The 13,005-nt window shown below is 73.4% G+C and carries 10 protein-coding genes and 1 pseudogene; 6 read left to right on the plus strand and 5 right to left on the minus strand.

Translation table 11 applies throughout. From position 1 onward, the window contains the following. Positions 1-121 precede the first annotated feature (121 nt). Entirely contained in the window at positions 122-1,435 is a 1,314-nt protein-coding gene (locus ACWCQS_RS25355) for a sensor histidine kinase (protein WP_451006572.1), read from the plus strand. Between the two features lie 21 nt (positions 1,436-1,456). Here the strand turns inward: ACWCQS_RS25355 and ACWCQS_RS25360 are convergent, their stop codons facing one another. Both ACWCQS_RS25360 and ACWCQS_RS25365 read right to left on the minus strand, forming a co-directional pair. Beyond that, positions 1,457-1,951: an SUKH-3 domain-containing protein gene (locus ACWCQS_RS25360; RefSeq protein WP_451006573.1), complete on the minus strand. Its 495-nt coding sequence runs from the start codon at positions 1,949-1,951 to the stop codon at positions 1,457-1,459. Between the two features lie 62 nt (positions 1,952-2,013). Next, the gene (locus tag ACWCQS_RS25365; RefSeq protein ID WP_451006574.1) at positions 2,014-2,529 is read right to left on the minus strand and encodes a YwqJ-related putative deaminase; all 516 of its coding nucleotides are present in this window, start codon (positions 2,527-2,529) and stop codon (positions 2,014-2,016) included. Between the two features lie 297 nt (positions 2,530-2,826). Here ACWCQS_RS25365 and ACWCQS_RS25370 point away from each other — a divergent pair, with 297 nt between their 5' ends. From ACWCQS_RS25370 to ACWCQS_RS25390, 5 genes and pseudogenes are all read left to right on the plus strand, one after another. Next, the gene (locus ACWCQS_RS25370; RefSeq protein ID WP_451006575.1) at positions 2,827-3,846 is read left to right on the plus strand and encodes an SMI1/KNR4 family protein; all 1,020 of its coding nucleotides are present in this window, start codon (positions 2,827-2,829) and stop codon (positions 3,844-3,846) included. Positions 3,847-3,856: 10 nt separating this feature from the next. Then, positions 3,857-6,850, plus strand: coding sequence for an SUKH-4 family immunity protein (locus ACWCQS_RS25375; protein WP_451006576.1), 2,994 nt, complete (start codon positions 3,857-3,859; stop codon positions 6,848-6,850). Between the two features lie 64 nt (positions 6,851-6,914). Continuing rightward, positions 6,915-7,409 (plus strand): annotated as a pseudogene (locus ACWCQS_RS25380) (RNA polymerase subunit sigma-70); the annotation flags it as partial. 146 nt (positions 7,410-7,555) lie between these two features. Continuing rightward, the gene (locus ACWCQS_RS25385) at positions 7,556-7,873 is read left to right on the plus strand and encodes an EthD family reductase (RefSeq protein WP_388632052.1); all 318 of its coding nucleotides are present in this window, start codon (positions 7,556-7,558) and stop codon (positions 7,871-7,873) included. A 150-nt stretch (positions 7,874-8,023) separates the two neighbouring features. Further along, positions 8,024-8,911 carry a cellulose-binding protein gene (locus tag ACWCQS_RS25390; protein ID WP_451006577.1) on the plus strand — a complete coding sequence of 296 codons (888 nt, stop codon included), beginning with the start codon at positions 8,024-8,026 and terminating at the stop codon, positions 8,909-8,911. 6 nt (positions 8,912-8,917) lie between these two features. Here the strand turns inward: ACWCQS_RS25390 and ACWCQS_RS25395 are convergent, their stop codons facing one another. From ACWCQS_RS25395 to ACWCQS_RS25405, 3 genes are all read right to left on the minus strand, one after another. Beyond that, positions 8,918-10,600 (minus strand): sodium/solute symporter, encoded by a 1,683-nt coding sequence (locus ACWCQS_RS25395; protein ID WP_451006578.1) that lies wholly within the window; start codon positions 10,598-10,600, stop codon positions 8,918-8,920. Next, positions 10,597-11,103: a DUF485 domain-containing protein gene (locus tag ACWCQS_RS25400; protein WP_451006579.1), complete on the minus strand. Its 507-nt coding sequence runs from the start codon at positions 11,101-11,103 to the stop codon at positions 10,597-10,599. The genes ACWCQS_RS25395 and ACWCQS_RS25400 overlap by 4 nt, the downstream gene beginning before the upstream one ends. Before the next feature lie 209 nt (positions 11,104-11,312). Further along, entirely contained in the window at positions 11,313-12,818 is a 1,506-nt protein-coding gene (locus tag ACWCQS_RS25405; protein ID WP_451006580.1) for an MFS transporter, read from the minus strand. Between the last annotated feature and the right edge of the window lie 187 nt (positions 12,819-13,005).

A 13,005-nucleotide genomic window follows, 5' to 3' on the forward strand; every position in this document is an offset into this window, starting at 1 on the left:
AAGGGTTCGCCAGTTCGAGTGATTCCGGTGGGTTTCGACGTCGTTCGGTTACGGGGTGTGGTGTGTGGAGGTCGGTGAAAGTCACCGGAAAAGCCGCAGCCGACGCCCGTAGGCTGGAGGCATGACCACGACGGGGGAAGAGCACGCCACGGCCCTGACCGGGCCGTGGTGGTGGGCCAGGTGGCGCAGCGCGGTACTCGACGGGAGTCTCGCGCTGGTGTCCGCCGTGGAGTGCGGCGCGGAGGGTGTTGGCTTCGCCCGGGATGCCGGCATCCCGATGCTGGTGGGGATCGTTTTCGGGGTGATCGCCGGCTCCGTGTTGCTCGTGCGGCGTAAGTGGCCGATCGCCGTCGTGCTGGTCGCCATCGCGATCACGCCGGCGCAGATGGGGTTCCTGCTGGGGATCGTCGGCCTGTACACGCTCGCCGCGTGTGAGCTGCCGCGCCGGATCATCGGGGCGCTGGCGGGGATGTCGCTGGTGGGGACGGCGGTCGTGACGTTCGTGCGGGTGCGGCAGGACATGGCGCGGGGTGACCTGACGCTGGGTGACTGGTTCGTGCCGTTCGCGGCGGTGACGACGGCGTTGGGGCTGACGGCTCCGCCGGTGCTGCTGGGTTTGTATGTGGGGGCGCGGCGGCGGTTGATGGAGAGCCTGAGGGAGCGGGCGGACAGTCTGGAGCGGGAGCTTCAGTTGCTGGCCGAGCGGGCGGAGGAGCGGGCCGAGTGGGCGCGTAACGAGGAGCGGACGCGGATCGCGCGGGAGATGCATGACGTGGTCGCGCACCGGGTGAGTCTGATGGTGGTGCATGCCGCCGCGCTTCAGGCGGTGGCGCGGAAGGATCCCGAGAAGGCGGTGCGGAATGCGGCGCTGGTGGGGGACATGGGCCGGCAGGCGTTGACCGAGTTGCGGGAGATGCTGGGGGTGCTGCGGGCGGGGGAGGATCCGGTGCGGCGGGCTCCGGGGGTGCCGTTGGTGGCGGTGGGGGTGGCGGCTGCGGCTGCGGCTTCCCGGGTGGCCGAGGTGGACGGCGGGGTGGAGGGGCCGTGTCTGTCGGAGCTGGAGGAGCTGGTCGGGCAGTCGGCGGATGCGGGGATGGTCGTGGTGCTGTCGGTGGAGGGGGAGGTGCGGTCGTATGCGGCGGAGATCGAGCAGACGGCGTACCGGGTGGTGCAGGAGGCGTTGACGAACGTCCACAAGCATGCGGCGGGTGCGAAGACGCATGTGCGGCTGGCGCATCGGGTGTCGGAGATCGCGATGCAGGTGGAGAACGAGCCGCCGCCGGAGCCGGGGTCGGCGTCGGCGGCTCGGTTGCCGTCGGGTGGGAACGGCTTGCTCGGGATGCGGGAGCGGGTCGTGGCGCTGGGTGGTGTGTTTGTGTCGGGGCCGACGGATGCGGGGGGTTTCCGGGTGTCGGCGGTGATTCCGGCGGCGTAGGCGCGCGTCCTCTGCGGGGGGTCAGCCTGCGGTGAGGCGTACGGGTTCGATGCCGGTGATGAGGGTGGTGAGGGCGTGGTCGATGTCGGGGCCCGCGTACCAGTCGCCGGTGTGGTCGAGGGTGTAGACGCGGCCTTCGGTGTCGACGGCGAGGACGGCGGCGGTGTCGGTCTCTTCGCCGAGGGGGCAGAGTTCGGTGCCGAGGGCGCGGCCGAGGTCGCCGAGGGTGCGGGCGTGGTGGAGGCCGTGGAGGGGGTCGAGGTGGAGGGTGGCGGGGGCGATCTGGCGGCCGGGGCCGCCGGGGGTGATGGTGAGGCCGCCGAATTCGGCCCAGGCTTCGACGGCGGCGGGGAAGACGGTGTGCCGGTGTCCGGCGGGTGAGGTGTGTTCGCGCAGGGTGTCGGCCCAGATCTCTGCCTGCTTTATGTCCCAGCGTCCGGGTTGCCAGCCGGCGGCGCGCAGGGCGGCGTCGACGAGTACGGGGAAGCGCGTGGTGGAGGTGCGGTCGGGGTGCATCTGCCCTTCGTTCTCGTCGAGTCCGCTGGTGGTGCGGTGTCGCTGGTGTTGACGGGGGGTTGTCAGTCGTCGGTTGCCGTGGGGTCGACGATGCGGACGCCGAAATGGGCGCTGAGGGCGGTGCAGGCGCGGCAGGGGGTGGCGAAGCTGCCGTGGAGGGGGTCGCCGTCCTCGCGTATGCGGCGGGCGGTGAGTTTGGCGTGTTTGAGGGCTTTGCGGGCTTCGCCGTTGGTCATGGGTTTGCGGGCGGCGCGTTTGCTGCGTGCGGCGTCGGCGGCGGTGAGATGCCGGGAGATGAGGATGGTTTCGGCGCAGCGGCCGGTGAAGCGGTCGCGTTCGCCGCTGGTGAGGGTGTCGAGGAAGTCCTGGACGAGGGGGTGCAGGGGTGGGGGTTGGTCGCTGCGGGCGGCGGTGCCGGTGAGGGTGGTGCCGCGGACGGAGAGGGCGGCGGCGACGGTGGGCAGGATGCCGTCGCGGCGGTGGTGGAGGGTGGGGGCGGGGGGTGTGTCGGTGCCGCTCCAGCCGATGCGTGGGTCGCCGGACCGCACGTCGGTACCTCCGGTTCGCAAGGTGTTCATGATCGTTTTTCCCCTCCCCGGGCGTTCCCCGGCTTCCCCCGAAGGACACAGGGTGCCAAATGCCGTGGCCGGTGCGGAAGCTGGGGCGGTGCGACACGCCCGGGTCGGGGCTGGTCGTCACGGTGGGGTGACGGCTGGTCACGGAGGTGGAGGGTGGTGTCCGGGGTGAGCGGAGGGGTCTCTGCCCGGGGAGGTGGTGGGCCGGTGACCGGGGTTGGCGTACCGCATAGGCTGTCGGCATCCGCGATCGACACCGCCGATTTGAGGCCAGAGAGAACGCCGCAGGGGGCTACCGCCATGACGACAGGTCGGCTCGGGCAGCAAGCCGCGCCGCCGAACGCGGCCTACGCCGGGCAGGTCGTGCACTTTCCGGATCCGGTCCGGGCGGCGCGTCACCCGAGAGGGGTACGGGTCGATGAGCGTGGTTACCCGGATTTCTCCCCGTACGCGCGCGTGGCGGTGGAGATCGCCGAGCCGCCGGAGGGTTTCGGTGTCGACGAGTTGCGGCTGACGGACTATGTGTCGGCGAACGCGGCGTGGGCGGCGCAGCGGCACGAGTTGTGGGACACGGTGCCGGATGTGGCGACGCCGCACGGCTGGACGTGGCATCACGTGGCCGGGACGCGGCGGCTGGAGCTGGTTCCGGTCGAGGTGAAGGCGTTGCTGCGGCATCACGGTGGGGTGGCGACGGCGGCGGTGGACCACGCCAAGCGGGGGACGCGGCCGTTGCAGGAGACGCGGCCGGCGCATTTCGGGCTGCCGAAGTCGGGTGTGGCGGTGTCGGAGGCGCAGGTTCAGGGTGTCGAGGAGGATCTCGGTTACCGGCTTCCGGGCGCGTATCGCTCGTTCCTGAAGGCGGCGGGCGGGTGTGCGCCGGTGGGTACGGCGCTGGACGCCGAGTTGGGTCTGCTGCTGGACCAGCCGTTCTTCACGGTGCGTGAGGAGGCGGCGGTCAATGACCTGGTGTATGTGAACAAGTGTCTGCGCGACCATCTGACGAAGGATTACCTCGGGGTGGCGTTCGTGCAGGGCGGGTTGCTCGCGGTGAAGGTGAAGGGCGAGCGGCCGGGTTCGGTGTGGTTCTGCGCGTACGACGATGTGCGTGATGTGGATCCGTCGTGGTCGCCGGCGGAGCGGGTGGAGCGTCTGCTGCTGCCGTGCGGCGATGATTTCGACGCCTTTCTGTCGCGGCTGGCGGGCAGTCCGCCGGAGTTGGAGACGGTGGCGAATCTGATGGTGGACGGCGGCTTCGCGCGTGTCGTCCAGGTGTCTTCCGGTGCTTCCGGTGCGGCGTCTTCCGGCCCGGTGGGGGAGTGAGCTTCAGGCGATGGTGACCTACGCGCAGGCGCAGGAGCGCGCCGAGGAGTGGATCAACGGTGACGTGCCCGCGTACCAGCATCGTGAGGTGCGGGTGCGGGAGTTCGAGCTGGGTTTCGTCGTGTGGGGCGAGGACCGGGCGGAGGGTCCGCGTTCGGACGCGGGTGCGCAGCGGCTGGTGATCGCCCGGGACAGCGGGGAGGCGACGCTGTGGCCGGGGCTGCCGGTGGGTGAGGTGATCCGCCGGTACGAGGAGGAGTACGGCCGTGCGGAGGGGTCGCAGGACGCGGTTCCGGCGCCGGCTGCCGCCCGGATGGATCTGAATCAGACGTCGTTCCTGCTGACTCCTCCGGAGTGGTTGCAGGAGGCGGCGGACAAGCTGGGCATCGGGGACCGGCGGCCGGGGGGCGAGGACGGTGCGGGTGCGGGTGCCGGGTCGTCCGGTGCCGGCGCGGGCGGTGGTGCTGGTGCCGGTGCTGGTGTCGGCGCCGGTGGTGGGGCTTCGTCCGGTGGGGCGGGGCCGGTGGAGACGGAGGCCGGGGTGCCGGCGGGCGCGTCCGGGGCGGCTGCTCCTGTGGGTGCGCCTTCCGCGGAGGTGCCGGTGGGGGCCACGCCCTGGGCCGGTACGGACACGAACGCGGAGTCCGGTGAGGACGACCGTTCGGTGCCGTTGCCCGCGACGGTGTTCGCGCCGCCGTTGAGCGATCCCGAGGACGAGGCTCCGCGGCCGCCGGTGAGCGTGCCCGATGCGAAGACGGCGTTGATGTCGGGGGGCAGCCAGCTGCCGCCGACGGCGGTCGCGCCGGCGTTCGATACTCCGAACACGCCGGGCGCGCAGGGCTTCCCACCGGGCGCGCCGGGTGTCCCGTCCGCCCCTGGGAGTGCGCCGGGGGCGCCCGGCACTGCATATGCGCCGGGCGCGCCCGGTGTGCCCGGGGCACCCGCCGCTCCTGGTGCGCCGGGTGTTCCGCAGGGCAGCACGCCCCCGCCGCCCGGTACGCCGCCGTATGGCCACCCGCAGCCGCCGGCGGCCCCCGGTACGCCTCCGCCGGGCGGGCCCGCGTACCCGCCGGCTCCTGGTGCGCCGGGCGTTCCGCAGGGCAGCACGCCCCCGCCGCCGCCCCCGGGCGCGCCGACCTACGGCTATCCGCAGGGTCCAGGCGCTCCGCAGGGTGCTCCGGGTTACGGCTACCCCCAGGCGCCCGCGCCGGGTGTGCCGCAGCCTCCGGCCGACACGGGTGCCCCGGGGCGGCGGCTCGCGCCGAATGCCGGGGACATCGCGGATGCCGCGACGAGCAAGGCCGCGCCGCCGCCGAAGAAGGCGCGCGGTGGTGTGGGTGCGCCGCCTCCGCCGCCGGGTGCGCCTGGTACGCCGGGCGCGCGCCCGGGGAGCGCGGAGATGCCTCCCGCGCCGGCTGCGCCTGGTGGGTATGTGCCGACACAGCTGGTGTCGGCGCTCGGGCCGGAGGGGCCCGAGGGTCCGGGTGGTGCGGACGGGGCGCAGGCGCCGGGCGCGCCGAATGCGCCGGGTGCCCCCCATCCGCCTGCCGCGCCTTCGGGCAACGTGCACCACGCGGCCACGGTGCTGGCCGACCCCAGCCAGATGGGCGGCGGCGTACCGCAGCCTCCGGGCGCCCCCGGCATGCCGAATCCGCCCGGCATTCCCCCGGTTCCGGGCGCCCCGGGCATGCCTCCCGTGCCTGGCGCACCGCAGCCTCCGGGCGTGCCCGCGGCTCCCGGCTTCCCCGGCGCCCCGCAGCCGCCGAGCGCCGTTGCCGGTCCCGGCGCGCCCGGCGCGCCGGATGGCGGGCGCGGGGCCGTGCACCACGCGGAGACCGTGCTGGCCGCACCCCCGGTGACCGGTCCGGGCGCACCCCCGCCGCCGCCCGCCCCCGGCGCACTCGGTGCGCCGGGCGCCCCCGGTATGCCGCCGGGCGTGCCGGGTGCCCCGCAGCCGATGCCGCCGGGTGCGATGCCGCCGCCAGGCGCGACCGGGCAGCCGCCGGCGTACGGGTATCCGCAGCAGGGGCAGCCGACGGTGGGTCCCGGCTATCAGGCCGTGCTGCGCTATCGCGCGCAGGACGGTTCGGAGCAGCAGCTGATCCGGCGTTCGGCGCCGGGTACGCCGCACCCGGAGTGGCAGATCTTCCACGAGCTGCGGGCGATGAACGTGCCGCCGGACCAGGTGCTGGAGCTGCACACGGAGCTGGAGTCGTGCGAGCTGCCGGGTGCCTACTGCGCGCGGATGATCCGGGAGCAGTGGCCGCAGGCGCGGATCACGAGCATCGCGCCGTACGGCACGGACCACGCGAGCCGGCAGCAGGGCATGCGGCAACTGCTGGCCCACCAGGGCGAGTTGCACCAGGTGGCGGACGGGCCGGCGCGGCCTGCGCCGGTGCGGGCGCCGCTGCCGCCGGTGCAGGCCGCGCCGGCCGTCCCGCCGGAGGGCATCGCGCAGGAGCTGGCGGCGGCGTTCGGGCCGGGGGCCTTCCGGTTCGAGCAGCAGGCGGTGTCGCGGCAGGGTGTGCCGCCGATCGTGGCGCACACGCTGGTCGTGGCCGGTCTGCCGGTGGACATGGGCCCGTTCTTCTGGGCGCAGGCCCAGCCGGGCCGGCCGGTGCCGACGCTGGCGGAGCTGGCGGCCGAGCGCGGGGTGCAGCCGGCCTCGGACGCGGGCTCGTACCTCGTCATGGGCACCGACTTCGGCAAGGCGATCTGTGTGCAGTACGGCACGGCGAACATCGTGGCCGTGCCGGTGGAGGCGGGGCCGGGCGGGGCTCCGGTGCCGCCGCAGTTCGTGAACACCGGGCTGCCGGAGTTCGCGCGCTGTCTGGCGCTGCTGGGCCGGATGTGGCGCCTGCGGTACGGGCTGAACCAGGAGCAGGCGGGCCGCTGGACCGTCGACTTCCAGGCGCAGCTGGCCGCCCTGGACCCGGCGGCGCTCGGTTCGCCGGAGAGCTGGTGGTCGGTGCTGCTGGAGCAGATGTGGGACGGGCTGCTGTAGGCGACGCCGGCCCGGTGTGAGCGGATCGTGCCCTTCACGCGCGCGTGAAGGGCACGATGGGCCGGTGGACTTCGAGCCGTACCGGGGCGAGTTGGTGGCGTACTGCTACCGCATGCTGGGCTCGTTCCACGAGGCCGAGGATCTGACGCAGGAGACGATGCTGCGGGCCTGGAAGGCACGGGACCGCTACGACGCCACGCGCGCGTCCGTGCGGACGTGGCTGTACCGCATCGCGACCAACGCCTGTCTGAGCGCTCTGGAGAGCCGTTCGCGCCGCCCCCTGCCGTCCGGGCTGGGTGCGCCCTCCGGCGATCCCGGCGCGCCGCTGACGCCCGCGCCCCAGGTGCCGTGGCTGGAGCCGTGCCCCGAGGCGCGGTTCGACGTGGAGGCGCGTGCGGATCTGCGGCTGGCGCTGGTGGCGGCGCTGCAGCTGCTGCCGGCGCGGCAGCGGGCCGTGCTGGTGCTGCGCGAGGTGCTGGAGTTCTCCGCCGCCGAGGTCGCCGAGCAGCTGGAGACGTCGGTGGCGGCGGTCAACAGCGCGTTGCAGCGGGCGCGCGCCGACGAGTACCGGCTGCTGACCTTCCCGGTCGTGCTGGGGCAGGGCCGGCGGCTGTTCCCGGCCGGGAGTGAGCCGGCCGATCTGGAGTGCCTGTCGGCCGAACGGGTGGGCGCCGCCGTTCTCGCGCGCCATGGGAGGGCCGCCCGATGACGGTCCGTTTCCTCGCGCTGTACGAGACTCCTGCCGACCCCGAGGCATTCGACCGGCACTACCGCGAGGTGCACATCCCGCTCGGCCGACGGCTGCCCGGTCTGCGCCGCTACACGCTCGGCCGGGAGACGGCGCCGGTGCGCGGGGGTGTGCCGTACTACCTGGTCGCGTCGCTGGAGTGGGACTCGCTGGACGGGCTGCGCGCGGCGTTCGCCTCGCCCGAGGGGCGCGCGACGGCGGCGGACGCGGCGCGTCTGGCGGAACTGGCGCCCGTTCGCAGCGTGATCGTCACCCTTGAGGAGGACGTGCTGTAGCCGGTCCTGCCCGCCACACCGATCGCGTAGTGCGGGGTTTCGCGCGTGCTGTGACAGCGGAGTGTCGCGTTATGAACACTTACGCCCGATCCATCAAGATATGCGCGAAATCATCCTGTCGTGTACGTCCGGTGGAGAGGGGTTCCCAGGGTGAGCAGCGCATCGGTGTCGCCGCAGGGCTTCGTGACCGTCCGGGGGCGCGGCTACCGCCCCGAGCAGGTCGACGCCTGTATGGAGGAGCTGTCGCAGGACCGTGACGCCGCGTGGGAACGGGCCGCGCGGCTGACCGTGCTCGCCAAGGACATGGAGGCGGAGGCCGCGCGGATGCGCGAGGTCGTCGCCCGGCTCGCACCGCAGACGTACGAGTCGCTCGGGGAGGGCGCGCGGCGGGTGTACCAGCTCGTGCTGGAGATGGCGGCGGACCTGCGCGAGCGCGCGCGGTGTGAAGCGGAACAGCATCTCGCGCAGGCCGGAGCGCGCGCGGAGAGCGTACGCCGCACGGCGCAGGAAGCGGCGGACGCGCTCCGCGCGGAGGCCGACGAACGCGCCCGCCAGCGGCTCCTCGCCGCGCGCGCCGAGGCCGACGACATCCGTGTCGGCGCCCGGCGCGAGGTGAAGGAAGGGCGCTCGGAGGCGCTCGCCGCGTTGCGCGAGGTACGGCAGCGCACCACCGGCATGCTCGCCGAGCAGTCCCGGGAGCACGCCGAGCGGTGGGCCGAGGCCGAGCGCGAGGAGGCCGAGCGGACCGCCGAGCTGGACGCCCGGCACGCCGAGCGGGTGAGTCGGGCCGAGACCGCGCTGTCCGACGCCGAGCGCGCCCTCGGGGAGGCCGAGGAGTACGCGCGCCGCAGCCAGGAGGAGGCACGCGCGCGTGCCGTCGAGATCCTCGCCGACGCGCGCGTGCGCGAGGAACACATCGCCCGGGAGACGGAGCAGGTGCTGCGCGAGCACGGCGAGACCTGGGACCACGTGCGGGCCCACATGGACCAGGTCCGCAGCAGCCTGATCTCACTGACCGGCAGGGCGGCCCTGGAATAGCGTCCCTTACGGCCTCCGGCTCCCGAGCCCGGCTCCGGTCGGCTCACCCCCTTCCCGTACGGCCCCCGCCAGGATCCACCCCTCCACCGCCTCGTACTGGTGCCGCTGCTGTTCCGCCTTGGTGCGGCCCGAGGCGATCGTGCCGAGCCAGCCGAAGAGGAAGCCGGCCGGGATGGAGACGATGCCGGTGGTGGTGAACGGGAACCAGTTGAAGTCGGCGTGCGGGAACGCCGAGACGGGTGAGCCGGAGACCAGGTTGGTGCCCGGCATGAGCAGCAGCACGGTCAGCGTGCCCCCGATCAGCGTCGCCAGCAGCCCGCTGCGGGTGTAGCGGCGCCAGAACAGCCCGTACACCAGGGCCGGCGCTATGGCCGAGGCGCCCAGGCAGAAGGAGAGCGTCACCAGGGGCTGCAGGCTGTGGTGCTGCACCATGGTGGCGAGCAGGATCGTCGGCACGCCTATGGCGAGCGCCGAGACGCGGGCGAGGGCCATCTCGCGCGGGGCCGGCATCTCCTGCACGCGGGCGGCGAAGACGTCGTGGGCGAGGGAGTTGGCGCAGGCGAGGATCATCCCGGCGACCGAGGCGAGCAGGGTCAGGAAGATCGCCGTCGTCACCATGGTGAACAGGAAGGTCTCCGCCGTGGACACGTCCGCGCCGAAGACCGCCCGCGAGCCCAGCAGGTACGCGGTGTTGCCCTGCGGATCGGCCCCGGCGATCACGGCACGGCCGACCAGCGCGGTGGCGCCGAACCCGACCACGGTGATGACCAGCACGAACAGCGCGACGATCGACACCGCCCAGGACATCGAGCGGCGCACCTGGCGGGCGCTGGAGGCGGTGTACATGCGCATGGTGATGTGCGGCAGACAGGCGCCGCCGAGCACCACCGTCAGCTCCGAGGCGATCATGTCGAGGCGGGACCTGCCCGACGTGCCGAACTCCAGCCCGGAGCGCAGGAAGGCCGGCCCGGCGCCGCTCTGCCGCGAGGCCGCGGTGAACAGCGCGCCCGGATCCCAGTCGAAGCGGCGCAGGATCAGTACGGCGACCACGGCGCCCGACCCGACCAGCATCACGATCTTCAGGATCTGGATGAGGGCGGTGCCCTTCATGCCGCCGATCGCCGCATAGGCGATCATCAGGGCGCCCAGCCCGACGACGCACGCGGTCTTCAGCGACTCGTCGGTGAAGCCCAGGATGAACGCCATCAGCTGCCCGGTTCCGGCGAGTTGGACCAGCATCAGCGGCAGCAGCGCGGCGATCGTCACCGCGCAGGCCGTCATGCGCACGCTGCGTCCCGGCAGCCGCCGGGCCAGCGCGTCGCCCATGGTGAACCGGCCCGCGTTGCGCAGGGGTTCGGCCAGCAGGAACATCAGCAGCATCAGCGACAGCGCGGTGCTCAGGGCGAGGACGACTCCGTCGTAGCCGCACAGGGCGATCACTCCGCCGGTGCCGAGGACGGTGGCCGCGGAGATGTAGTCCCCGGCGATGGCGAGGCCGTTGCGCAGCGGGGACAGGGAGCCGTAGCCGGTGTAGAACTCGTCGAGGTCGTCGCGGTCGGGGCCGGTCATCACGCACAGCAGCAGGGTCACCGTGGCGACGGTGGAGAAGGCGACCAGGGACATGGACTGGGCCGTGCCGCTGAAACCGGCGAAGCCTCCCACGGCCGGAGTGCCGGCGGCGGCGGTCATCGGACCGCTCCTCGGCGGGCGTTCAGTTCGGCCTCCTTGCGGATGCGGTCCGCGAGCGGATCGACGTGCCGGCGCGCGGTGTGCTCGTAGAGGGCGATCGCGAGCCAGGTGACCGGGATCTGGATGACGGCGAGCAGCAGGCCGGCGGGGATGCCGTCGGCGACCGTGCGCGTCATCACGCCGGGCGCGGCCGCGGACAGCACGAGGAACAGCGTGAAGTAGCCCAGCGCGGTGAGTGTGGCCGTACGCCGCTGCCAGCGGTAGGCGCTGCGCAGCACCCGCAGGTCGCTGTGGTGGCCGAGGGGTTCACGGGGCGGCCGGCGGTCCGGGCGGGTCGGCCGCGGGGGTGGGGGTTGCCAGGGGTAGGTGAGGGAGGCGGAGGGGGGTGGGTCGTAGGGGGACGGTGCGCCGTAGGCGTGGTGGGGCGGTCGGTACGGCGGGCGGGGCGGCTCGTAGGGCGGATGGGACGGGGTGTATGACGGGCGCGGCGGGTCGTAGGACATCCCGGGGCTCCTTGCGCGGCTCGGGTCCGTGGCGGCGGACCGCAGGGAGGTGGGGGCGTGGAGCCACGCACGCTACTCGCGAGTTCCGGGCCGTGCGACGTTTTCACCAAACTGGCCAGTCGGTATGCGCTTACTACGGAAAACCCGCGCCGGGAGGGCGTGTTACCGGCGTTAACCTGCGCTCTCGTGGCACACGCCGGCGGGCGGGGTCACTCCTCGCGCACCGGGAACCGCCGCGGCGCCACCAGCAGCAGCACCAGGAAGGCCAGGGCCGCCGCGGCCGCCGCGCCGAGGTAGACCGCGTGCACCGCGTCGGCGATAGCGCGCCGGGTCGCCTCGGGGGCCGTACCGGCGTCCAACGCGCGCGTGACGGAGTCCAGGTCCCCGGCCCCGCCCAGCCGCGCGGCCAGCACCCCGTTGGCGACGGCGCCGAACAGCGAGGCGCCCAGGGTCTGTCCGGTCTGCCGGCAGAACAGTACGGACGCGGTCGTGGTGCCCCGCTCCGACCAGCCCACCGTCGACTGCACCCCGACGATCAGCGGCAGCTGGAACAGCCCGAGCGCCGCGCCCAGCAGGAGCATCAGCAGCGTCGGCTGCCACCACGAGCCGGGGTAGGGCAGGAACGGGAACGCGCACAGGATCAGCGCGGCCACACCGATGCCGAGCAGCGCGGTGTCCCGGAAGCCGATGCGGCGGTAGACGTGCTGGCTGAGCGCCGCCGACACCGGCCAGCTGAGCGTCCACACCGACAGCACGAAACCGGCGGCCACCGGCGCGAGTCCGAGCACCGACTGCGCGTACGTCGGCAGGAACACGCTCGGCGCCACCATCAGCAGGCCCAGCGCGGCGAGCGCCAGATTGACGGCCGCGATGGTCCGGCGCCGCCACACCCACCCGGGGATGATGGGCTGTGCGGCCCGCCGTTCCACCACGACCACCACCCCGGCCAGCGCCAGACCGGTGCCGAACAGCGTGAGCGAGGGCGCCGACGGCCACGGCCAGGCGACCCCGCCCTGCACCAGCGCGGTCAGCAGCACCCCGCCGCACGCGAACACCGCGAGCGCGCCGGCCCAGTCCACGCGCGCGTAGGTGCCGTCTTCCGGCTTCTCCCGCTCGGGCTCATGCAGATGACGGGCGATCAGCCACAGCGCGGCGGCGCCGATCGGCAGGTTGATCAGGAAGATCCAGCGCCAGTCGGCGTACGCGGCGAGCACCCCGCCGAGCCCCGGCCCGGCCACCGCCGACACCGCCCACACCGTGGACAGCTTGGACTGGATCTTCGGACGTTCGGCCAGCGGATACAGATCGGCCGCCAGGGTCTGCACGGTGCCCTGCAACGCCCCGCCGCCGAGCCCCTGCACGATCCGGAACGCGATCAGCGCCGCCATGTTCCAGGCGCCCGCGCACAGCAGCGAGCCCAGCAGGAACACGACCGCGCCCGTCACCAGCACCGGTTTGCGGCCGAAGGTGTCGGACAGCTTGCCGTAGACGGGGAGCGTGACGGTCACGGCGAGCAGATAGCCGGAGAAGAGCCAGGAGAAGACGGAGAACCCGCCGAGGTCGCCGACGATCTGCGGTACGGCGGTGGAGACGATGGTGGCGTCCAGCGCGGCCAGCGCCATCGCCAGCATCAGCGCGGCGACGACGGCGCCCCGGCGCCGGGTGTCCTGCCTGTGGACCTCGCCGCCGCGTATCGCGGGTGTCGTGCCCCCCACCGGATCCCCTCCCGTGCCCCTTGCACCTATGTCCGGTACGACAGCTTCCCACGGCAGCCGGAACTTGACCCTGACGCGACGGCAGGGTGGAGGCTTTCCGCACCGAAGGGTGGAGACGACCCCGAGGGGATCTCCGCCTAGGGGTGGACCACCCCTAGGGGTACCTCCGTACTACGGCTCGGGGAGG

The organism is Streptomyces sp. NPDC002076, from assembly GCF_053593835.1.